Origin of the sequence: Vibrio sp. 99K-1, assembly GCF_013114585.1 — a bacterium.
Taxonomy (GTDB): domain Bacteria; phylum Pseudomonadota; class Gammaproteobacteria; order Enterobacterales; family Vibrionaceae; genus Vibrio; species Vibrio chagasii_B.
The window spans coordinates 125940-149690 of record NZ_VTXF01000008.1 but is presented as its reverse complement, the minus strand read 5'-3'; the positions used below and the strand labels follow the sequence as shown (position 1 = coordinate 149690).

General features: G+C 45.4%; 19 protein-coding genes. 2 read left to right on the top strand and 17 right to left on the bottom strand.

Annotated features, from left to right (window positions below; genetic code table 11):
* Positions 1 to 79: 79 nt before the first annotated feature.
* The 17 genes from accA to rpsB all read right to left on the bottom strand — a co-directional run bounded on the left by accA (position 80) and on the right by rpsB (position 19571).
* Positions 80 to 1039, bottom strand: coding sequence for an acetyl-CoA carboxylase carboxyl transferase subunit alpha (gene accA, locus F0228_RS08635; RefSeq protein ID WP_008224015.1), 960 nt, complete (start codon positions 1037 to 1039; stop codon positions 80 to 82).
* A 45-nt stretch (positions 1040 to 1084) separates the two neighbouring features.
* Positions 1085 to 4564, bottom strand: a complete 3480-nt coding sequence (dnaE, locus tag F0228_RS08630; protein WP_105057486.1) for a DNA polymerase III subunit alpha — start codon at positions 4562 to 4564, stop codon at positions 1085 to 1087.
* 112 nt (positions 4565 to 4676) lie between these two features.
* Positions 4677 to 5297, bottom strand: a complete 621-nt coding sequence (rnhB, locus tag F0228_RS08625; protein WP_008224012.1) for a ribonuclease HII — start codon at positions 5295 to 5297, stop codon at positions 4677 to 4679.
* A gap of 48 nt (positions 5298 to 5345) precedes the next feature.
* Positions 5346 to 6542, bottom strand: a complete 1197-nt coding sequence (gene lpxB / locus F0228_RS08620; RefSeq protein ID WP_105057487.1) for a lipid-A-disaccharide synthase — start codon at positions 6540 to 6542, stop codon at positions 5346 to 5348.
* A gap of 82 nt (positions 6543 to 6624) precedes the next feature.
* Positions 6625 to 7413 (bottom strand): acyl-ACP--UDP-N-acetylglucosamine O-acyltransferase, encoded by a 789-nt coding sequence (lpxA, locus tag F0228_RS08615; protein ID WP_171731041.1) that lies wholly within the window; start codon positions 7411 to 7413, stop codon positions 6625 to 6627.
* A gap of 1 nt (position 7414) precedes the next feature.
* Positions 7415 to 7867, bottom strand: a complete 453-nt coding sequence (gene fabZ, locus F0228_RS08610; RefSeq protein ID WP_004738598.1) for a 3-hydroxyacyl-ACP dehydratase FabZ — start codon at positions 7865 to 7867, stop codon at positions 7415 to 7417.
* A gap of 93 nt (positions 7868 to 7960) precedes the next feature.
* On the bottom strand, positions 7961 to 8992 hold the full coding sequence (lpxD, locus tag F0228_RS08605) for a UDP-3-O-(3-hydroxymyristoyl)glucosamine N-acyltransferase (protein ID WP_116871744.1): 1032 nt from the start codon (positions 8990 to 8992) through the stop codon (positions 7961 to 7963).
* A 5-nt stretch (positions 8993 to 8997) separates the two neighbouring features.
* Positions 8998 to 9498 carry an OmpH family outer membrane protein gene (locus F0228_RS08600; RefSeq protein WP_008224002.1) on the bottom strand — a complete coding sequence of 167 codons (501 nt, stop codon included), beginning with the start codon at positions 9496 to 9498 and terminating at the stop codon, positions 8998 to 9000.
* A gap of 27 nt (positions 9499 to 9525) precedes the next feature.
* Positions 9526 to 11931: an outer membrane protein assembly factor BamA gene (bamA, locus tag F0228_RS08595; RefSeq protein ID WP_061032607.1), complete on the bottom strand. Its 2406-nt coding sequence runs from the start codon at positions 11929 to 11931 to the stop codon at positions 9526 to 9528.
* A 48-nt stretch (positions 11932 to 11979) separates the two neighbouring features.
* The gene (gene rseP, locus F0228_RS08590; RefSeq protein ID WP_102423120.1) at positions 11980 to 13338 is read right to left on the bottom strand and encodes a sigma E protease regulator RseP; all 1359 of its coding nucleotides are present in this window, start codon (positions 13336 to 13338) and stop codon (positions 11980 to 11982) included.
* Positions 13335 to 14543 (bottom strand): 1-deoxy-D-xylulose-5-phosphate reductoisomerase, encoded by a 1209-nt coding sequence (gene ispC, locus F0228_RS08585; RefSeq protein WP_061032605.1) that lies wholly within the window; start codon positions 14541 to 14543, stop codon positions 13335 to 13337. Before ispC ends, rseP begins: the two co-directional genes overlap by 4 nt.
* Positions 14544 to 14593: 50 nt before the next feature.
* On the bottom strand, positions 14594 to 15436 hold the full coding sequence (locus F0228_RS08580) for a phosphatidate cytidylyltransferase (RefSeq protein ID WP_171731042.1): 843 nt from the start codon (positions 15434 to 15436) through the stop codon (positions 14594 to 14596).
* 16 nt (positions 15437 to 15452) lie between these two features.
* Complete coding sequence (locus tag F0228_RS08575; RefSeq protein ID WP_004738590.1) at positions 15453 to 16205, bottom strand: isoprenyl transferase; 753 nt, start codon at positions 16203 to 16205, stop codon at positions 15453 to 15455.
* Between the two features lie 98 nt (positions 16206 to 16303).
* Entirely contained in the window at positions 16304 to 16861 is a 558-nt protein-coding gene (gene frr, locus F0228_RS08570) for a ribosome recycling factor (protein ID WP_004738588.1), read from the bottom strand.
* 98 nt (positions 16862 to 16959) lie between these two features.
* Complete coding sequence (gene pyrH / locus F0228_RS08565; protein ID WP_004738586.1) at positions 16960 to 17691, bottom strand: UMP kinase; 732 nt, start codon at positions 17689 to 17691, stop codon at positions 16960 to 16962.
* Between the two features lie 161 nt (positions 17692 to 17852).
* The gene (gene tsf / locus F0228_RS08560) at positions 17853 to 18698 is read right to left on the bottom strand and encodes a translation elongation factor Ts (RefSeq protein WP_017063361.1); all 846 of its coding nucleotides are present in this window, start codon (positions 18696 to 18698) and stop codon (positions 17853 to 17855) included.
* Between the two features lie 141 nt (positions 18699 to 18839).
* The gene (gene rpsB / locus F0228_RS08555) at positions 18840 to 19571 is read right to left on the bottom strand and encodes a 30S ribosomal protein S2 (RefSeq protein ID WP_032546326.1); all 732 of its coding nucleotides are present in this window, start codon (positions 19569 to 19571) and stop codon (positions 18840 to 18842) included.
* Between the two features lie 458 nt (positions 19572 to 20029).
* Between rpsB and map the strand changes: the two genes are divergently transcribed.
* Together map and glnD are read left to right on the top strand one after the other, a co-directional pair.
* Positions 20030 to 20908: a type I methionyl aminopeptidase gene (gene map, locus F0228_RS08550; RefSeq protein ID WP_008224626.1), complete on the top strand. Its 879-nt coding sequence runs from the start codon at positions 20030 to 20032 to the stop codon at positions 20906 to 20908.
* Between the two features lie 139 nt (positions 20909 to 21047).
* Entirely contained in the window at positions 21048 to 23669 is a 2622-nt protein-coding gene (gene glnD / locus F0228_RS08545; protein WP_171731043.1) for a bifunctional uridylyltransferase/uridylyl-removing protein GlnD, read from the top strand.
* The last annotated feature ends 82 nt before the right edge of the window (positions 23670 to 23751 follow it).

Below are 23751 nucleotides of genomic sequence, written 5' to 3'. Positions count from 1 at the left end.
TAATAAAAAAGGGTTGGCACTGAGTCCAACCCTTTCATCATCTTGTTACATAAAGTCCGCCTTCGAATAAGGCAGCTTATCAGCAGTAACCGTAGCTCATTAGACGCTGGTAACGACGCTCAAGAAGCGTTTCGTTATCAAACTGCTCTAGCTCTTCTAGCTGTTTCACTAGCATGTCTTTCATGTTCTGAGCGGTTTGCACTGGATCACGGTGTGCGCCACCTAGCGGCTCAGGGATAATCTCATCGATAAGCTCAAGCTCTTTAAGACGAGGAGCAATTAGGCCCATCGCTTCAGCAGCTTGTGGTGCTTTATCTGAATCGCGCCATAGGATTGAAGCACAACCTTCTGGAGAGATTACTGAGTACGTAGAGTACTGAAGCATGTTCACGTAGTCACCAACACCAATCGCTAGTGCACCACCAGAACCGCCTTCACCCACAACGTTACAGATAACAGGAACAGAAAGACCTGCCATAACCTTAAGGTTTTTAGCGATAGCTTCAGATTGGCCACGTTCTTCAGCGCCTACACCTGGGTATGCACCAGCCGTATCGATGAAAGTAATGATAGGCATGTTGAAACGCTCAGCGGTTTCCATTAGGCGAAGTGCCTTACGGTAACCCTCTGGCTTTGGCATACCAAAGTTACGAATCACTTTCTCTTTAGTTTCGCGACCTTTCTGGTGACCAATAACCATAACAGGACGGCCATTTAGACGAGCCATACCACCCACAATTGCTTTGTCATCAGCGTAAGCGCGATCGCCCGCCATCTCTTCAAATTCTGTGAATGCATGCTCCAGGTAATCTTTTGTGTAAGGACGTTGTGGGTGACGAGCAAGTTGAGCAACCTGCCATGCACCTAAGTCGCTAAAGATTTTCTGTTTAAGCTCTAAGCTTTTTTTCTCTAGTTGTTCGATTTCTTTGTCTAGATCTACCGCTGTGTCACCACCGTGACGCGAAACGTCACGTAGCGCTTCGATTTTTGCTTCAAGTTCAGCGATAGGCTTTTCAAATTCTAGAAAGTTCAGGCTCATCTATGAATCCTTGTTGATTCAGCTCCGCATTTGCGAAGCTAAATTTTAGTTAAATTCGAGTTCTACTTGGCTATTTCCAAGCAGCTGTTTTAATTCGTCTAGTAATGTATCACTTGGCGTCACGCGCCATTCTGTGCCCAATGTTAACCGCGCTCTAGCGTCGGCACGCTGGTAGTATACATTGACTGGGACCGTTCCGGCTCTATAAGGTTCTAAGATTTGACTAAATCGTTCAAAAAATTGACCATTAATTTGGGATTCATCGATAGATATCGATACCCCACGAGCATATTTTTCACGGGCGCTTCCTAAGTCCATGACCTCGCGCGCGGACATTTTAAGCCCACCGTTGAAGTCATCAAAGCTGACCTGTCCAGAAACGACCACAATTTTGTCTTTTTCGAGCAATTCTGCGTAACGATCGAGCGCATCTGAGAACAACATCACTTCCATACGCCCAGATCGATCGTCAATGGTCATCAAACCAATTCGAGTACCGCGCTTGGTAGTCATCACCCGTGCCGCAATCACCAGGCCGGCAATCGTTAATGATTGATCACGGCGTGTTGGCGTCGCGTCTTTCAAACGGCAGCTAGTGTATTTCGCTAACTCTTTGATGTACGCGTTAACCGGGTGGCCCGTCAGGTATAAACCTAGCGTTTCACGTTCACCTTCGAGCCAAACCTTTTCAGGCCATCTCGGTACTTGGGTGTACTTGTGCTCCACTTCTTCCGGTGCATCCGTCAATACACCAAACATATCCGATTGCCCAAAGGACTCGGCATGGTGATATTGGCTTGCCGCTTTAACCGCATCAGCCAATGAAGCCATCATCGCTGCACGATGAGGGCCTAATCTATCTAACGCACCCGATAGAATCAACTTTTCGATAACACGCTTGTTAACTTTCTTTAAATCAATACGCGCACAGAAATCGAATAAATCTTTAAAGTAACCGCCCTTGTTTCGCGCCTCAATGATCGCTTCAATCGGTCCTTCACCTACCCCTTTGATCGCACCGATGCCATAAACAATCGCACCATCGTCATCAACATTGAATCGGTAGAGGCCCGAGTTAATATCAGGTGGCAGCAGTTTTAGCTTCATGCGGAAACATTCATCAACAAGGCCGATAACCTTCTCGGTGTTATCCATATCCGCCGTCATTACCGCGGCCATAAACTCTGCTGGGTAGTGTGTTTTCAGCCAAAGTGTTTGGTAAGAAACCAGAGCGTAAGCGGCTGAGTGCGATTTGTTAAAACCGTAACCCGCAAACTTTTCTACCAAGTCAAAGATCTTCATGGCAAGTTCGCCATCAACACCGTTGGCTTCCGCACCTTCTTTGAAGGTACCACGCTGTTTAGCCATCTCTTCTGGCTTTTTCTTACCCATCGCACGACGCAGCATATCCGCGCCACCCAGCGTGTAACCCGCTAGGATCTGTGCGATCTGCATTACCTGTTCTTGGTACAGGATGATGCCGTAAGTCGGCTCTAGCGTATCTTTTAGCGATTCATGTTGCCATGTTTCATCTGGGTAAGAGACCGCTTCTCGACCGTGCTTACGGTCGATAAAGTTATCAACCATGCCTGATTGCAGCGGGCCAGGACGGAACAAGGCTACCAATGCGATGATATCTTCAAAACAGTCAGGCTGAAGACGTTTGATTAGGTCTTTCATACCACGTGATTCCAGCTGGAATACCGCAGTGGTTTCAGAGTTTTGTAATAGGTTGAACGACGCTTGGTCATCCAGAGGGATCGATTCAATACGAACCGGCTCTTTGCCTTCCTTCTTTAAACGTGGGTTCACTAGGCCCAACGCCCAATCGATGATGGTCAGAGTACGTAGACCCAAGAAGTCAAACTTAACCAAACCAGCGGTTTCAACGTCATTCTTATCGAATTGCGTTACTGGGAAATTACCTTCAGCATCGGCATAGATAGGTGCGAAGTCCGTGATCGTAGTTGGTGAGATTACAACACCACCTGCGTGTTTACCGGCGTTTCGCGTACAACCTTCAAGGATACGACACTTATCGATCAGTTCACGAACTTCCTCATCGCCATCGTAAAGCTCTGGTAATGCAGGTTCAGCAAGGAAGGCTTTCTCTAGTGTCATCCCCGGATCTGGCGGTACAAGCTTAGAAATACGGTCCACGAAGCCAAATGGGTGGCCAAGTACACGGCCTACGTCACGAATTACCGCTTTTGCTGCCATGGTACCAAAGGTGATGATCTGAGATACCGCATCACGACCATACATTTCGGCAACGTGATCAATTACTTGGTCACGCTTATCCATACAGAAGTCGATATCAAAATCGGGCATCGAGACACGTTCTGGGTTCAAGAAGCGTTCGAACAGTAGATCGTATTCAAGTGGATCAAGATCGGTGATATCCAACGCGTACGCCACCAATGAACCAGCACCCGAACCACGACCTGGGCCTACTGGCACATCGTTATCTTTAGACCACTGGATGAACTCCATTACGATCAAGAAGTAGCCGGGGAAACCCATGTTGTTAACAACTTCCAGTTCAACCTTTAGGCGCTCGTCATATTCTGGGCGGCGCTCCGCTCGCTCTTTTTCATCAGGAAAAAGGAATGCTAAACGACGCTCAAGGCCTTCTTCTGATTTTTTAATCAAGAAGTCTTCAATCGCTAAACCTTCGGTTGGGAAGTTCGGGAGGAAGTACTCACCAAGACGAACAGTGACGTTACAACGCTTAGCAATCTCAACGCTGTTTTCAAGCGCTTCTGGGATATCGGAGAACAGTTCACACATCTCTTCTTCGCTACGAAGATACTGTTGCGCGCTGTAGTTTTTTGGACGACGCGGATCGACCATGGTGTAACCATCATGGATCGCTACACGGATTTCATGGGCATCAAACAAGTCTTCAGTTAAGAACACCACTTCGTTGGTTGCTACAACCGGTAAGTCTTGTTGCTCAGCAAGTTCTAGTGCAAAGTGCAGATAAGACTCTTCATCGGCACGCCCTGTACGAATCAACTCTAAATAAAAGCGATCGGGGAAGTGAGTCTTGTAAAACTCGACACTGCTCGCGACGAGATCACGGTTACCTTTCAGCAATGCCTTACCGATCTCACCTTCTTTAGCGCCGGATAAGATGATCAATCCTTCAGCGTTTTCGATTAACCACTCTTTGTCGATCACCGGCTGATGTTGCACGTGACCACGCAAGTAAGCTTTTGAAATCAGCAAGGTAAGGTTGTTATAACCTTTGTTATCAGACGCCAACACCGTCAGTTTCGTCAGTTCATCTCCAAATTCTGGAGATTGCATGAGGAAATCAGCACCAATAATTGGCTTAACCCCACACCCATGGGCAGTACCGTAAAATTTCACCAAACCACACAGGTTAGTGAAATCGGTAAGTGCTAGGGCGGGCATACCCATTTCAGCGACTTTCTTAACTAATGGTGGCACCTTAGACAGGCCATCCACCATAGAAAAGTCACTGTGTACGCGTAGGTGAACAAATTTTGGATCTGACATTATTTTTCCTGAGTTCTAGGCTAGGGCCTAGGATTACAACTGAGTGTATTCTATTTTTTTCTGCAGCAAGTAAGCAAATTTATTCGAAGATGAACGCTTATCTGTGTAGCACTTAATCAATGCCTAAAATACGTTTTACTGGCTTAAAGCTCTTACGGTAGTGCTCGGTAACACCGTGCTTTTCAATTGCCTCGAAATGCGCCTTAGTCGGGTAACCTTTGTGTTTAGCAAAACCAAACTCCGGATGAAGCTTATCAAGCTCTTCCATCTCTTGGTCACGAACTACTTTAGCGATAATAGATGCTGCACTAATTTCAGCGACGCGCAAGTCACCTTTAACCACTGCAATACCGGCCATTGGCAATTCAGGTACACGGTTGCCATCAATCAAAGCCATATCAGGCTGAACGCTCAAACCTGCAATCGCTCGCTGCATCGCAACCATAGTCGCTTGCAGGATGTTCAACTCATCAATTTCTTGTGGGGAACAACGACCAACAGACCACGCCAGTGCTTTCTCTTTGATTTCAGGAAGCAGAGCAAGGCGCTTTTTCTCAGACAGTTTCTTTGAGTCGTTCAAGCCTTCAATGGGATTATTCGGGTCTAGGATAACTGCAGCTGTCACTACATCGCCAACCAATGGCCCACGCCCTACTTCATCGACGCCAGCAAATAGCTGGTAGCCTTGAGGGTATTCGAAAGGTGGAAGCTCTTTTTTCTCTTTTACTGCCATGACAATTCTCTTTGTAACTTTTAAGCTCGTGCCTTTGAAACTAGCACGTTATGATTCAACAAACTCTCGACCGATCAATTTCAGCACCGCGTTGGCGGCTTGTTTGTCAGCATCTTTACGGATCCAGTGATGCATTTCAGTAAAGCGTTCAAGCAGCGCACTGTTATCTGCAGATAGCATTTTGTCGACAGATGGGAACAAGAAGTCCGGGTGGCACTCTTCAAGAATATGCTCTTTCACGATCTCTTCCCCCGCCAGAATATTCGGCAGTGACACAAACTCGGTGATAGCCAGCTTCTTCACAATGTAGCCAGTCAATTTATTCACTTTGTAGCCTACAACCATTGGACGCTTAAGCAGCATGCACTCAAGAGCGACCGTGCCAGATGCCAATAGTACAGAGTCCGCTGCAGTGATCACGTTACGAGCTGTATCCTGCACAATGACAAAATCTAACTCTGGTGCTGTCGCCTTCCAAATCTCAGTAAACTGTTGCTTGCGAGTTTCATTAACAGCTGCCACCACGAAACCGATGTCTGGGTACTTTTGTTTGATACGTTTACAGGTTTCAATGAACGGTTGCGCGATAAGCTTCATTTCGCCACCACGACTGCCCGGTAGAACCGCTAACCACTGCTTGTCTTGCTCTAGGCCAAGCAGCTCTCGTGCTTCCGCTTGATTTGGCTCGAGTGGAATGGCATCTGCCAGTGTATGGCCCACAAACTCACAGGCAACGTTATATTTATCGTAGAACGCTTTTTCAAATGGTAGGAACGCCAGTACTAGGTCGGTTGCTTTATCGATCTTAAAAATACGTTTTGGACGCCATGCCCATACTGAAGGGCTAACGTAATGAACCGTTTTTATACCTGCGTTCTTAAGGTCTAGCTCTAATCTCAAATTAAAATCAGGGGCATCTATGCCTACGAACACATCTGGTGGGTTCTGAATGAAATATTTAACCAGCTCTGCTTTTACTTTTAGCAGACGAGGCAAGCGACCAAGTACTTCAACTAAGCCCATCACGGCAAGCTCTTCCATCTCAAACAAAGATTCACAGCCTAGCGCTTTCATTTTTGGCCCGCCAATACCAACAAATTCTGCATTCGGATATTGAGCTTTAATCGCTTTAATAAAACCTTCGCCAAGGGTATCGCCAGAGAGTTCTCCGACAACAATACCTACCCGCAGTGGCTCGTTGGAAACAAAGCCTGAGTTATTGGTTTGTGCTTCTTGCTGTGCCATAGTTTTCCAATTCCCTTCTCGCCTAAAACAAAAAAGATCGCCTTAAAAGTAGCGATCTTTTTTATATCAATCACACTTGGTATTAACGAATAATACCGCGCTCAGAGTTCTCTAGCATCTCTAGCATAGGAGTTACCGAAGCAAACTCTTTCTCCATTTCAACTAAAGCTGCTTTCGCTTCTTCAAGTGTTTTGCCAGAGCGGTAAAGCTCTTTGTACGCTTTTTGCAGTGCACGAATCTCTGGTTTCTCGAACCCGTTACGCTTCAGACCTACAAGGTTAAGGCCGAATGGTGCTGCATGGTTACCTTGCGCTAGTACATACGGCAGTACATCTTGAACAACAGCAGAACAACCGCCGATGTAGGCGTAAGCACCAATTGAACAGAACGGGTGAATTGCAGAAAGCGCCATAACACCAGCGTAATCGCCAACCGTCACGTGACCACCTAAAATAGCATTGTTACCAATGTGAGTGTGGTTACCAACAATAACGTCGTGCGCTACGTGAGCGTTAACACAAAGCAGGTTGTCATTACCGATCACTGTGGTTGCTTTATCTTGAACCGTACCACGGTGGATTTGAACCGCTTCACGAATCACGTTGCGATCGCCAATCACAACCGTTGTATCTTCGCCACCGTACTTCTTGTCTTGGTTCTCTTCACCAATCACAGCGTGTGGGAAAATGCGGTTTTCTTTGCCAATCGTGGTGTGACCTTTGATCACAACATGCGACATGATTTCTGTGTCGTCACCAATGGTTACATTACCAGCAATGTAAGTAAAAGGGCCAACCGTTACGTTTGCGCCAATCGTTACATCACCTTCGATAACTGCAGCCGGGTGAATTTTTGCTGTTTCATGAATCATATTAAAACTCTCTACGAGCACATTTAAGTTCAGCTGAACATACTACTTCGCCGTCAACTTTCGCTACGCCGTTAAATGATGCGATACCACGACGCTCTTTAAGGAATTCAACTTCGATAACCAGCTGGTCACCAGGTACTACTGGCTTACGGAATTTCGCTTTATCAACACTTGCGAAGTAGTAAAGCTCGTTACCAGAAGGTGCACCGAAAGATTTAAATGCAAGAAGGCCTGTTGCTTGTGCCATCGCTTCTAAGATCAACACACCTGGAAATACAGGAAGTTGAGGGAAGTGGCCAGTAAACTGAGGCTCGTTAACAGAAACATTCTTAATTGCAGTCAGTGTTTTTTCTTTTTCAAAGCTAGTCACACGATCAACCATTAAGAATGGGTAGCGATGAGGTAATAGTTCCTGAATTTCAGTAATGTTCATCGTTGTCTGTTCAGTAGTCAAAGTCGTATTCCTATATGTATTCTTTATTTAATTAGAAAGATTATAAACGAAAAAGACTCGCTGTACGCGAGCCTTTTATTAGAAATGCTGGAATTATGATTCCGCGCTCTTCTCGATAAGTTTTTCAACGGTTTTCAGACGCTTGTTCATTTCATCAATACGATGAACACGCGTTGCTGTTTTACGCCAATCTTTATTTGGCTGTAAAGGAATACCCGAAGAGTACATGCCTTTCTCAGTGATGCTGCGCATTACCATTCCCATACCGGTAATCGTAACGCCGTCAGTGATTTCAATGTGACCATTGATTACACTGCCACCACCAATAATACAGTACTTACCTATCGTCGTGCTGCCTGCGATGATAGTACCACCCGCAAGAGCAGAACCATATCCGATGTGAACGTTGTGTGCGATTTGCATTTGGTTATCAATAATAACGTTGTCTTCAATAACGGTATCATCTAACGCACCACGGTCGATCGTGGTACACGCACCGATCTCTACGCGATTACCAATGCGAACAGAACCGACTTGAGGGATCTTAACCCACTCGCCTTTCTCGTTCGCGTAGCCAAAGCCATCAGAACCAATCACAGTACTTGATTGAACTAAACAAGCTTCACCAATAACCACTTCATGATAAATGCTTACGTTAGCCCACAGCTTAGTGCCAGCGCCAATCTTGGCGTTTTTACCGATAAAGCAACCCGCACCGATAATCACATCGTTACCAAGAACAACACCAGACTCAATCACAGCGTTCGCACCAATAGACACATTTTGCCCAAGTGTTGCATCGCTCGCAATCGAAGCTGAATCAGCAATATCCGCAGCCGGTGCTGGAGTAGTATCAAGCGCTTGAGCAACCTTAGCAAAAGCAACGTAAGGGTCACTGACCACAATCACGTTAGTCTTACACAGTTCGCGCTCACTCTCTTTAACCATAATCGCTGACGCTTTACAGTCACCTAGGTGCTTGCTGTACTTAACGTTAGAAAGGAACGTAATGTTACCTTCTTGCGCTTTATCCATAGGAGCAACAGCAGAAACGGTTACAGTACCGTCACCATGTAGCTCCCCCCCGGTAATGGTTGCCAATTCGGCTAAAGTCAGTGTCTTCATAAAACTTATTTTAGTTCTTTAATTACTTTCTCAGAGATGTTGTATTCAGGCTTGCCGTATTGTAGCGCTTGAATATCAACGATCATGTCGTAGCCTTCTTTCTCTGCAACTTTCGTTACAGCATCTTGAATCACTTTGAATAGCTTCTGCTTCTCTTGTGCTTCACGACGTTGGCTTGCTTTTTCTAGAGCTTGAGCTTTGATCTTGTACTTGCTGTCTAGTTGACCAACTTCGATACGAAGCTTCTCAACTTCGTCTGGACCTAGTAGCTCGCCATCACGCTTAAGCTTTTCAATCTTCGTTTTAGCTTCCGCTTGAATGCTTTGCAGCTCAGCCGCTTTGTCTTTGAACTCTTCCTGCATTTTTTGAAGAACAACTTCACGCTGAGGTAGAGCCTGGAATACTTGTGCAGTGTTTACATAACCCACTTTTTGCGCAGCTTCAGCAGCTGTTGCAAAGAAAGAAGAGCTAAGAACTACAAGGCCTAAACCTGCTGCTTTAATCATATTTTTCAAAATATTGTCCTTTAAATATTAGAAAGTTCTACCAATGGTGAATGTGAAGAATTCCTCATCATCACCTTCGTAAATTTTAATTGGTTTCGCTAGAGAGAAAACCAGTGGCCCCATCGGTGACATCCATTGAAGAGCGGCACCATAAGATGAACGGTAATTCGTTGGATCAGAGTAATCGTAGTAGTACTGGCCGCCACTGTTAGGTGCGCCACGGTCTACGAACTCGGTATCCCATACACTTGCCATATCGAAGAAGACACTGGTACGAATTTGGCTACGTGCTTCATCAGAAGCAAACGGCGTAGGTACGATTAATTCTAAACTTGCCAAAGCAACCGCGTTACCACCTACTGAATCGTCAGTAGCGGTGTCGTAGGTTGGGTTGTTACCCGTGCTGCTGCCGTAAACGGCTTTTGGACCTGCCGAGTTAGAGCCAAAACCACGTAGGGTTGTAAAACCACCCGCATAGTAGTTCTCGTAGAATGGGAACAAGTTATCGTTACCATCCGTTTGACCATAACCATTACCATAGCCTAATCGGCCGCGCATCAATAGAGTGAACTCATGCTTTTTGGTCAGCGGGATGTAATGTTTTACATCGTACTGCATTTTGAAGTACTGAGCATCAGAGCCTGGTACCGTCATTTTAGCGAAAGCACGTTGGTGGTTACCCTCTGTTGGGAAGAAACCACGGTTCAAGTTGTTACGCGTCCAAGAGATATTGATATCGAAGTCATCAGTTAAGATGTGCTCATCACCGTATTGGTCGATACTTCTCGCAAACTGTTCAACCTGGATATAAGTCGGTACGTTACCGATCTTGTTGTGCGTATAGCCAACACCGAACTCAATGCGGTTCAGCTCATCCATAGGGAAACCCCAGGTTAAGCTCGTACCATAACTTTGGTTGGTATAGTCGACGATACCCGCTTCAGATGCTTCAAACTCGTTGTAGAAGATCTTACCGCCTAAGCTCACACCATCTAGGTTCCAGTATGGGTCACGGTAGTCTAAGCTCACGTTTTTTTGGTAATCGTTCATCATGGCACTTACGCCAACACGGTTACCAGAGCCCGCAAAGTTGTCTTGTTGAAGGCCAACTTGGAAACTCACACCAGATTCAGTACCGTAGCCGACACCAAAGTTGATGCTACCTGAGTTTGCTTCTTTAACGTTGTAAACCAAATCAACTTGGTCTTCGCTGCCTGGAACACGAACGGTTTGTACATCGACAGTTTCGAAGAAACCTAGACGGTTAAGACGGCTCTTACCGGTATCAATCGATTTAGAGTTAAGCCAGCTGCCTTCCATTTGACGCATTTCACGACGTAGCACTTCATCTTTTGTCGAGTTGTTACCTGTGAAACGAATATCACGTACGTAAATACGGCTACCCGCTTCTACGTTGATAACCAGTGAAACTTCTTTGGTCTCGTCATTGAACTCAGGAATCGTACGAACTTGTGGGTACGCATAACCTGATTCACCAAGAATACGTTTAACGCCTTCTTCTAGTGAAGTTACAGAAGAGCCGTTGTAAGTATCACCATCTTCAAATGGAACAAGTGCTTCAAAATCAGCTTCGCGGCCAATAAGCTCACCACGGAACGACACGTCTTTAACCGTGTAAGCTTCGCCTTCATCTAGACCAAGTGTGATGTAAACACCTTTCTTATCCGGAGAAATCGCTACCTGCGTAGAGTCAACCTTGAACTTCAAGTAACCACGGTCAAGGTAGTAAGATTTAAGCGCTTCGATATCACCAGCCAGTACTTGCTTCTGATATTTTTCATCCGCTAGGAAATTCCACCAGGCCACATCTACATTGAGATTGAAGCGGCTAAGCAGTTCAGCATCAGTAAACACTTCGTTACCGATAAAGTTAATTTGCTGAATCTTAGCGGAAACGCCTTCAGTAAATACAAATTTAAGGTCAGAACGGTTACGTGGCAGAGGTGTTACAACCGCTTTTACTGTCGCGTTGTACTTACCAACACTGTAGTAAAAGTCCTCAAGACCTTTCTCAATATTACTTAGCGTAGTACGGTCAAGAGCTTCACCCTCACGAACACCTGATGCATCTAGGTTCTGCTGAAGTTGTTCTTCTTTAATCGCTTTATTGCCCGAGAAAGAGATACTTGCGATGGTTGGTCGTTCTTTCACTTGAACAATCAATACACCTTCATCGCGAAGGACTTTAACGTCTTCAAAGTTACCCGAAGCGTACAATGCACGGATGATCTCAGAAACATCGCTTTCATCTACTTCATCGCCAATACGTACTGGCATTTTCAGTAGAGCTGCACCAAGTGCAACACGCTGTAAACCTTCGATCTTGATATCTTGAACTACAAAGTTTTGTGCTCCGTTCGCCGCCACACTGGTGGCTAATAGACTTGCGAACAGAATTTGCTTAATCGCCATACTTATTCTAATTATTCCTTGCTACTACCAATGCCTGTGAGAAACCATTCACAGACGAGTAAAATCGTTAAATATTGCCAGAGCCATTAAAGAGAAGAGGATCGCCCCTCCCACTCTATAACCCATCTCCTGAACTTTCTCAGGGACTGGTTTACGAGTAACGGCCTCAATAGCGAAAAAGAGCAAATGTCCGCCATCAAGCATAGGCAGCGGAACCAAATTAATAATACCTAAGTTAACACTAATCAGAGCTAAAAAGCCTAGGAAATAAACCAAACCGTAATCGGCGGTTGTGCCTGCGCCTTTAGCAATCGAAATCGGGCCACTTAAGTTGTTTAAGCCAACATCACCAACGATGAGCTTCTTCAGCATAGTAAGCGTCAGACCAATGATTTGACCTGTTTTATCAAATGCTTTTCCTACAGACTCAATTACACCAAATTGTAACTCAAAGCGATAATCTTCTGGCCATTCTGCGACTTCCGGAGCAATACCCGCATAGCCGATTGTTGAACCATCAGAAAGCTCGCGGCTTTTCGGTGTCATAACGAGTGATTGCTCACTGCCGTTTCTTGATACGACAACATCTAATGGTGTCATTGGGTTCGAGCGAATTAACTCAACCACTGATTGCCACTGCTCAATGGGTTGACCATTAATTTCAACAATTTGGTCGCCCGCTTCTAGACCAGCAGAGTAAGCAGCACCATCGTCAATCACTTGAGCTAGTACTGTCGAGATCTCTGGAGAATATGGTCTAAAGCCAAGCGTTGTCATTGCAGATTCAGTTTCTGGGTTGAACGACCAGTCTGAAATATCCAACGTCAATTGCTGCTCAAAGCCGATATCGTCTTGCGAAGACACCGTTACTGTCATCGATTGGTCACCAATATGCGATATCAAACCCATATTGACTGATTCCCAATCTGCGGTTTTGATTCCCGAAATAGATTTAAGTTCCATTCCAGTTTCAATTCCGGCTTGTGCAGCAATAGATTGTGGAGTTACCTCACCAATCACGGGCTTAACCGCAGGCACACCGATCAAAAATACTAACCAATATGCAAACACAGCAAAGATGAAGTTAAACGCTGGTCCAGCGCCAACAATCGCGGTTCGTTTCCACAATGGCTTTTTATCAAACGCGTACTGCTGCTCATCTTCTGATAGGTCATCGACACGACCGTCGAGCATTTTTACGTAACCGCCCAGTGGAATCACGGACAAGCTGTATTCCGTACCATCGCGGCCAACTTTGCTCCAGATTGATTTACCAAAACCAATCGAGAATTTTTCAACTTTTACACCGCAACGACGAGCAACCCAGAAGTGTCCAAACTCATGAACCGCGACCAGAATGCCAAGCGCTATGATAAAAGATGCGAAGTTCCACAGAATTCCACTCATGCTAGCTGCTCTTTAATAAATTGAATGGCTATTTGACGAGACATATTATCTAGCTCAAGGAGGCTTTCCAAGCTATCTAAGCCTTCAGAGTTATGTTGTTCACATACTTTGCTCATAACATGTTCGTTAATGACAGCAATATCGGTAAATTTAACCTGATTGTTCAAGAAAGCGTCGACCGCAATTTCGTTTGCTGCGTTAATCGCTGTCGTTGCATGCTGACCTAAGTAACACGCTTCAATGGCTAATTTCAAACATGGGTAACGGTTAAAGTCAGGCTCTAAGAAAGTCAGCTCACCGACTTTGGTAAAATCCAACGGCTTAACACCCGCTTCAGTACGCTCAGGGTACGACATCGTCAATGCAATAGGTGTCGCCATATCCGGTTCCCCCATTTGAGCAAGTACTGAACCATCCTTGTACTGAACCATAGAGTGGATCACAGACTGAGGGTGGATAATGACCTTTAGCTGCTCTTGAGACGCATTAAATAACCACTTCGCCTCAATGTACTCAAGACCTTTATTCATCATAGTCGCAGAGTCGACAGAGATCTTAGGCCCCATAGACCAGTTAGGGTGTGCAATAGCGCGTTCGGGAGTCACTGATTCCAGCTCAGCAACATCGGTATAACGGAAAGGACCACCAGAGCCCGTTAGTAGGATATGGTTTATACCATTGGCTTCTAAATCACAGCGACCTAGATTGGTTTGGACGTTTTGCGGCAAGCATTGGAAGATAGCATTGTGTTCACTATCTACAGGAAGAAGTTCAGCACCGTACTTTTCCACTGCATCGATAAACAGCTGTCCAGACATCACCAAGGCTTCTTTATTTGCTAGGAGAATACGCTTGCCCGCTTTGACTGCTGACATAGTAGGAAGCAGGCCTGCCGCACCAACAATCGCAGCCATCACCGTATCCACTTCATCCAAAGAAGCAACCTTGCACATGCCTTCTGAGCCTGAGAGTACTTGGACGTTAGGGTGATTGATAGATAAGGTGTCAGCAAGCTGAGATGCAGCATCAGGACAAGCCATAGCAACATAGCTTGGTTGCCACTTTTCTACTAACGCCAGCATCTTTTCAACATTCGAGCCAGCAGCCAGCGCAACGACTGAATAAAGGTCTGGGTTTTGCTCAACGACTTTTAGTGTACTTGCACCAATTGAGCCAGTTGCGCCTAGGATAGTTAGATTTCGCATCACATATGACCGTAGAAATGTAATAAAGGGCAGATTCACTGCCCTTTTAATTAGAATGCTAAGTAAAGCAGAGCAAAGACAGGGAATGCAGCCGTTAAGCTATCGATTCTATCTAGTATACCACCATGACCAGGAATCAGATTACTGCTGTCTTTAACCCCTGAAACACGCTTGAACATGCTTTCAACAAGGTCACCAAGAACAGAGATAACAACGGTCACAAGCGTAATCACAATCATGTGTAGAGGGCTTGAGAATTGGATATTGAACAAGTCAGCAAAAATCCAAGCCACAATCACCGCGGTGATGATACCGCCAATCAGGCCTTCAATTGTCTTGTTCGGGCTAACGGCCGGAGCCATTTTACGCTTACCGAAGCTCTTACCAGCAAAGTAAGCGCCACTGTCTGCAGCCCACACCAGTAGACACACAAACATCACGAGTTTTGCGCCATGGTAAGGATCCACGTCAATACCGTTAGCGCGCAAAATCACCACACTCCAAAAGAATGGCAATAAAGTTAGCACACCAAAACCATGACGAAGAAACGATGAGTCTTTCCATACAGGCATAGACTTCGGATAAGTCACTGCCATACCACTTGCGATCACCCACCAAATAGAACCTATCGTTAAAATGGCGTAGTGAGCACTCGATAAGTTATTTAGGCTAAATGCATCAAAAGGGATAAAAGCAAAACTTGCAGCACTTACCACAACCGTTGGAATCAACGCTAAATAACGCGATTTGCTTTCAACAAATTGAGTCCACTCCCAGTAACCCAATAGCGAGATAACCGCTAATGAAAGGATAAACGTAGGAAGTGATAACTCGAAAACTCCTAGAATAACTAGGGGAGCTAAAATCAACGCCGTAATAATTCGTTGTTTCAAACCAAAAAAATCCTTATTAACTGTCCATCAGAGCTTTAATCTGCTCACCGGTGCAGCCAAAACGGCGCTCACGGTTTACAAACCAAGTCACAGCTTCTACTAAGCTGTCTTCATTAAAGTCTGGCCAGAATTGTTCAGTAAAGTACATTTCGGCGTAAGCCAACTGCCAAAGCATGAAGTTACTAATGCGGCATTCACCACTGGTACGGATCAGTAGATCAACTTCTGGAATATCCGCCATCGTCAGGTGCTGTGTAATCATAGCTTCATCAATGTCTTCTACATTAATATCGCCAGACTTTACCTGTTGAGCGATAGAAGTCATCGCTTGCTGAATATCCCACTTACCACCGTAGTTTGCAGCGATATTGATAACCATACCGGTATTAGTACTAGTCAAAGCTTCCGCTTCTTCGATTTTCTTTTGTAGTCGATCATTAAAACGACTTTTATCACCAATAACACGAAGTTGTAGATTATTTTTATGGAGCTTTTTCACTTCACTTGAAAGCACGGAGATAAAGAGTTCCATCAAAATACCCACTTCTTCCTCTGGTCGGCGCCAGTTCTCACTACTGAATGCGAAAAGTGTAACGGCTTTGATGCCGAGTCTGGCAGCAGAAGAGATGGTTTTGCGAACGGCTTGAACACCGTTTTTATGACCAAAGACGCGAGGCTTGCCCTGAGCTTTTGCCCAGCGACCATTACCGTCCATAATGACAGCAATGTGTTTAGGAAGAGAGTCTGTGAACGCTTGAGAATTATGCATAAAAGAGTGAATCAAATTCTAATAGTCGAACAGAGTAGCATAAAAAAACGCTGAACAGTGAGTACAGCGTTTTTCCGGAAAGAAAAGAATATGGAAAATTAAACTTCCATCAACTCTTTTTCTTTAGTTGCTAGAACTTCGTCTACGTTCTTAACCGCAGCGTCAGTTAGCTTTTGAATTTCGTCTTGTGCTTTACGATCTTCATCTTCAGAGATTTCTTTATCTTTAAGAAGTGCTTTTAGATCGCCATTCGCGTCACGACGGATGTTACGGATAGCAACACGGCCACCTTCAGCTTCGCCACGAACGATTTTAACTAGGTCTTTACGACGCTCTTCTGTTAGCGGTGGAAGTGGAACACGGATAACCGTACCCGCAGACATAGGGTTTAGACCTAGGTCAGATGTCATGATCGCTTTTTCAACTAGAGGCGTTAGCGTTTTATCAAACACTGTGATTGCTAGAGTACGTGCGTCTTCAGCAATAACGTTAGCAACTTGAGTCAAAGGCGTTGGTGCACCGTAGTACTCTACTGTAAGGCCAGAAAGTAGGCTTGGGTGTGCACGACCTGTACGAATCTTTTGCAGGCTGTTTCTTAGTGCATCAACACTTTTTTCCATGCGCTCTTGAGCGTCTTTTTTGATTTCGTTAATCACAATTTCACCTTGATTATGTTCTTTCTTCAAGAAAGCTTTTTATTTGGAGTGATAAGGATAAAGCTTACCAGAGTATAGCCCCCAGTAAGCCCGAAAAATTAGTCAGCGTCGCTGATTAATGTACCTTCAGTTTCACCCATAACCACGCGACGTAGTGCGCCTGGCTTATTCATGTTAAATACACGGATTGGCATTTTGTGATCACGTGCTAGCGTAAATGCAGCCAAGTCCATTACTTTAAGCTCTTTCTCAAGAACTGTGTTGTAAGACAAAGTATCATACAGCTCTGCGTCTGGGTTTGCTACTGGGTCAGCAGTAAATACACCATCTACTTTTGTCGCTTTTAGAACTACGTCAGCTTCGATTTCGATACCACGTAGACATGCAGCAGAGTCAGTAGTGAAGAATGGGTTACCAGTACCAGCAGAGAAGATCACAACGCGACCTTGACGTAGTTGGCTGATTGCATCTGCCCAGTTGTAATCGTCACACACACCTTTTAGAGGAATTGCAGACATTACACGTGCGTTTACGTAAGCACGGTGCAGCGCGTCACGCATAGCAAGGCCGTTCATTACTGTTGCAAGCATACCCATGTGGTCACCAACAACGCGGTTCATGCCAGCTTCAGCAAGACCAGCACCACGGAACAAGTTACCGCCACCGATAACAACACCAACTTGAACGCCTAGTTCAACCAATTCTTTTACTTCTTGAGCCATACGATCAAGGATCGTTGGGTCAATACCAAAACCTTCTTCGCCTTGTAGCGCTTCACCGCTAAGTTTTAACAGAATACGTTGATACGCTGGTTTAGGGTTCGTAGTCATGGAGTTTACCTTCCAAAGAGTTGATGATTAACAGTCATGGATAAAAACTGAGTAAGTCAGTTTGCATTCATAACCACTAACGTTGCCTTCAAAAATAGTTCACTATTCATAAAAAGACCGCAGCATTTGCCACGGTCTTTTTTCAAACAATACGCTAAGGATTAACCTTTTTGTACCGCTGCAACTTCGTCAGCGAAGCTCATTTCAGCAGCTTTCTCGATACCTTCACCAACTTCTAGACGTACGAAGTTAGATACTGCAGCGCCTTTTTCTTTAAGGATTTCGCCAACAGTTTTCTTAGGTTCCATGATGAAAGCTTGACCTGTTAGAGAGATTTCGCCCGTGAATTTCTTCATACGGCCGATAACCATTTTCTCAGCGATCTCTTGAGGCTTGCCTTCGTTCATAGCGATTTCAACTTGAACTTCTTTCTCTTTAGCAACTACGTCTGCTGGTACGTCTTCTGGGTTAACAAACTCAGGACGAGAAGCAGCAACGTGCATAGCAACGTGCTTAAGAGTTTCAGCTTCGCCTTCACCAGCTACAACAACACCGATTTTCTCACCGTGACGGTAAGAAGCTAGTGCAGCACCTTCAACGTAAGCTACGCGACGGATGTTGATGTTTTCGCCGATTTTAGCAACTAGAGCAACGCGAGTTTCTTCGAACTGTGCTTGTAGCTCTTCTACAGAAGCTTTAGAAGCTACTGCTGCAGCTGCAACTTCTTCTGCAAACGCAGTGAAGCTAGCATCTTTTGCTACGAAGTCAGTTTGGCAGTTAACTTCAAGAAGAACAGCTACACCGTTCTCTTCTTTGATGATGATTGCGCCTTCAGCAGCAACGTTACCAGCTTTCTTAGCTGCTTTCGCTGCGCCAGATTTACGCATGTTTTCAATTGCTAGTTCGATGTCAGCGTTTGCTTCTACAAGCGCTTTCTTACATTCCATCATGCCAGCGCCAGTGCGCTCGCGAAGTTCTTTAACTAGAGCAGCAGTTACAGTTGCCATTCTCTATTCCTCGGTTGATTCGAAAATAAGGTAAAAATCAGGGGCCAAAATGAGGCCCCCGATCTAACTATAACTTAGCTTACATTTAATAAAGATTTCAAAATCTATATTAGCTAAGCCAAGCGTGATTCAGAGCCGCTATTATTCAGCTTCTACAAAACCATCTTTTTCAGCAGCTACAGCAGCAACGTCTTTGTTACGACCTTCTTTAACCGCGTCTGCAGCAGCGTTTAGGTAAAGCTGTACTGCACGGATTGCATCGTCGTTACCTGGGATAACGAAGTCAACGCCGTCTGGGTTAGAGTTAGTATCAACTACAGCGTAAACTGGGATACCTAGGTTGTTTGCTTCTTTAACTGCGATGTGTTCGTGATCAGCATCGATTACGAATAGAGCGTCTGGTAGGCCGCCCATGTTCTTGATACCACCAAGAGACTTCTCTAGCTTCTCCATTTCACGAGTGCGCATTAGAGCTTCTTTCTTAGTTAGCTTGTCGAAAGTACCGTCTTGAGCTTGCGCTTCAAGTTCTTTCAGACGCTTGATAGACTGACGAACAGTTTTGTAGTTCGTTAGCATACCGCCTAACCAGCGGTTGTTAACGTAGAACTGGTTGCTGTTTACAGCAGCTTCTTTAACAGCTTCAGATGCAGCGCGCTTAGTACCAACGAAAAGAACTTTACCTTTCTTCTCACCAACTTTAGCGATTTCTGCTAGAGCTTCGTTGAACATTGGTACAGTTTTTTCTAGGTTGATGATATGTACTTTGTTACGAGCACCAAAGATGAATGGCTTCATTTTTGGGTTCCAGTAACGAGTTTGGTGACCGAAGTGAACACCAGCTTTAAGCATATCGCGCATTGATACAGTTGCCATTTTAAAATCCTCTATGGGGTTAGGCCTCCACATCCCCCATGAATCCGACCCCTAACAACTAACCACTTTTCAGCCGTTATCTGTGTTGTTGAAGCACCCCGGAACATGTGACGGAATGTGTGTGATTTAAAGATATAAGTTAGTGGATACCAAAGCCTGTTTCGCCAGTTGGAGAAAACAGTCCTGATGTCCGGCGCGCTTTATACCATATTTTGTCTATCTATGGCTAGAAAAAAATCGAAAAATGGCGACTGCTATACTGATCTCTAAAGGTAAATTTCCTCTATAAAATAGTGTCTATATCAAGCGGCTTCTGCATCTGTTAGCCGAACATTATTTAATCACGCTAACAGTATCCTCCAGTATTGTACGGACATGGTAATGTTGCGCTAAATTGCTGCACTGATAGAATAGCCCCAATATGCACACTTAGGTGCTACCAAATTAAGAGATATGCAATGGCTGTAAAAATTAAAACTGCTGAAGAAATTGAAAAAATGCGCGTCGCCGGCAAACTGGCTGCTGAAATTCTAGAGATGATCGAACCTCACATCCAAGTAGGTACGACGACAGAAGAGCTAAACCAAATCTGTCATGACTACGCTCTAGAAAGAGGCGCATACTCAGCACCACTTGATTACCACGGTTTCCCTAAGTCTATCTGTACGTCTATCAACCACATCGTGTGTCACGGTATTCCGGCATCACAAGACGAAACTGGTAGCACAGGTCAATTTAAGCCTGCTGTACTTAAAGATGGCGACATCCTTAACGTAGATATCACGGTGATCATCCCTGACGACGAAAATGCAGATCTAAGCACTCGTCCTCAAGGCTACCACGGTGACACGTCTAAGATGTTCCTTGTGGGTGAAGTTTCACCAGCAAACAAGCGTCTATGTATGGTTGCTCAAGAAGCACTTTACGAAGGTATGCGCCAAGTTAAGCCAGGCGTTCAACTTGGCCAAATCGGTACCGCTATCGAGAAGTACATCAAAACAAACAACAAGAACAACCCACGTGCGAAGTTCTCTATTGTTAAAGATTACTGTGGCCACGGTATCGGTTCTGAGTTCCACGAAGATCCACAAGTCGTACACTACAAAAACAACGATCGCACAGTACTGAAAGCGGGTATGTGTTTCACTATCGAGCCAATGATCAACGCAGGCAAGTTTGGCTGCCGTCTTGATGATCAAGATAGTTGGACAGTGTACACAGCAGACAGCAAGAACTCGGCTCAATGGGAGCACACACTGGTCGTAACTGATACAGGTTGTGAAGTTCTAACACTGCGTAGCGATGATACTATTCCACGTATTATGAAAAACGCTTAGTTCACTGAGCTAAACGCATCAAACCTTTAAAAATATCCTCGCATTGTCGAGGATATTTTTTTATCCGCTCAATTTCGATTTTCCACCAGCTTCTGGTAGATTGTTTAATATTCTCATTTGCTTGCACGGATAGCAGACTATGCCTTATCAATGCCCTCTTACGTTCAATGACGAACAAATTGAAATCTGCGAATTAAAAAATCAGCTCGAGATCTTCACGCAGTACCAAAAAAATGAATTTCTAAACCATCATCCTGTCACGGACTTGGTATTGCTCCGCTCTGAATACATGGACTTGTTGCTCAGACGATTATGGGAGCACTTTGGTTTTAGTAACCTGCCTCATATCTCGTTGGTTGCTGTGGGTGGCTATGGTCGTGGTGAATTACACCCGCTTTCGGACATTGATATCTTAATCGTATCTCAAAAAACACTACCACCAGCCCTCGGTGAAAAAGTCAGTCAGTTCATTACCTTACTGTGGGATTTAAGGCTCGAAGTTGGCCACGCTGTGCGTACCATTGCAGAATGTATTGATATTGGTATCGATGATCTGACCGTCGCAACCAACCTTCAAGAATCACGCTTACTGTGTGGCAGTGAAGATACCTTTCAAGAACTAAAGCTGAAGATTCATTCCGATTCATTTTGGCCTAGTGAGACCTTCTACAAGGCAAAGATTCAAGAACAGAGAGAGCGTCATGCGCGCTATCACGATACCACTTACAACCTTGAACCCGACATCAAATCGACGCCAGGCGGGCTCAGAGACATCCATACTCTGAGCTGGGTTGCACGCCGCCACTTCGGTGCAACCTCTTTACTTGAAATGAGCAAGTACGGCTTCCTTACTGATGCTGAGTATCGTGAGCTTGTGGAATGCCAAGACTTCTTGTGGCGCGTTCGCTTCGCACTGCATATTGAGCTGCGTCGCTACGACAATCGCCTGACGTTTGCCCATCAAGCACAAGTCGCTGAACACCTTGGCTACACAGGCGAAGGTAACCGTGGCGTCGAGATGATGATGAAGGAGTTTTATCGAACCCTTCGCCGCGTAGCAGAGCTCAACAAGATGCTGCTCAAGCTATTCGACCAAGCAATCATTAATGGTGGTGAGACAGAAGAAGCTGAAATTCTCGATAATGACTTCCAACGCCGAGGCTCATTGATAGAAGCGCGCAAGCCTGCCCTATTCCAGGCGAGGCCGGAAACCATTCTCGATATGTTTATCCATATCGCCAATGACTCATCCATCGAAGGCGTTAGCCCTCCAACATTACGACAACTGCGTACGGCACGTCGCAGGCTTAACCGCTTCCTGCATACTATCCCAGAAGCGCGTGAGAAGTTTATGACTCTGGTTCGCCACCCCAATGCATTGCACAAAGCGTTTAGCTTGATGCACAAATTGGGCGTGCTCTCAGCGTATCTACCGCAGTGGAGCCAGATCGTCGGCCAGATGCAATTCGACCTGTTCCATGTTTATACCGTGGATGAGCACAGCATTCGACTGCTCAAACACATCAACCGCTTTAGTCAAATTGAAAACCACGACAAGCACCCTATCTGTTGTGAAGTCTACCCACGAGTGCAAAAGAAAGAGCTGTTGATCCTAGCGGCAATCTTCCACGATATCGGTAAAGGCCGTGGCGGTGACCACTCAGAGATTGGGGCGGTCGAAGCGTACTCTTTCTGTATTGAGCATGGCCTATCAAAGCCCGAAGCCAAGCAAGTAGCGTGGCTAGTACAAAACCACTTGTTGATGTCTGTTACCGCTCAACGTCGTGATATCTACGACCCAGATGTAATAACTGAATTCGCCAAAAAGGTACGTGACGAAGAATCACTCGAGCTGCTGGTTTGCCTAACCGTCGCCGACATCTGTGCAACCAATCCCGAGCTATGGAACAGTTGGAAACGCACCCTGCTCGCAGAGTTATTCCACTCCACGCAGCGTGCACTTCGTCGCGGCTTAGAGAACCCGGTCGACGTTCGAGACCGTATTCGTCACAACCAACAAATGGCATCCGCGCTGCTGCGTAAAGAAGGCTTCACCGCTCGTGAGATTGAAGTGTTGTGGCAACGCTTTAAAGCCGATTACTTCTTACGTCACACACATAAACAAATCGCTTGGCACTGTGAGCACTTACTTCGCCTAGAAGACCCAAGCCAACCGTTAGTATTGATCAGTAAGAAAGCGACACGTGGTGGTACTGAGGTGTTCGTTTACTGTAAAGACCAAGCGGCACTGTTTGCTACCGTGGTTGCCGAGCTCGACAGGCGTAACTTCAACGTTCATGACGCTCAGGTTATGGCGAGCAAAGATGGCCATGTTCTGGATACCTTTATCGTACTGGATCAGCATGGTAATGCGATTGACGAAGCGAGACACAAGGCCGTAGCAAAGCATCTGACCCATGTTTTGGCTGATGGTCGTCCAACGAAGATTAAGACACGTCGCACACCACGCAACTTACAGCACTTTAAGGTCAAGACTCTGGTTGAGTTCCTACCAACCAAGAGTAAAAAACGCACCTTAATGGAGCTAAGAGCGCTCGATACACCGGGGCTGCTGGCTCAAGTTGGTGCAACCTTCGCGGAGTTAGGCATTAATCTCCATGGTGCCAAAATTACCACCATCGGCGAACGTGCAGAGGATTTGTTTATTCTGACCAGTGACACAGGTGGGCGACTTTCTGAAGAGCAAGAACAAGCCCTCAGAGAGAGGCTAACCGAGCATGTTTCGGAGCTTGCGCCTTAGAACACAAATGAAGTACAACTCGCTGGTTTAATAACCAAATAAGTGTGGGCAAAGATAGAGAGCGATCTTGCCCACAACTTAC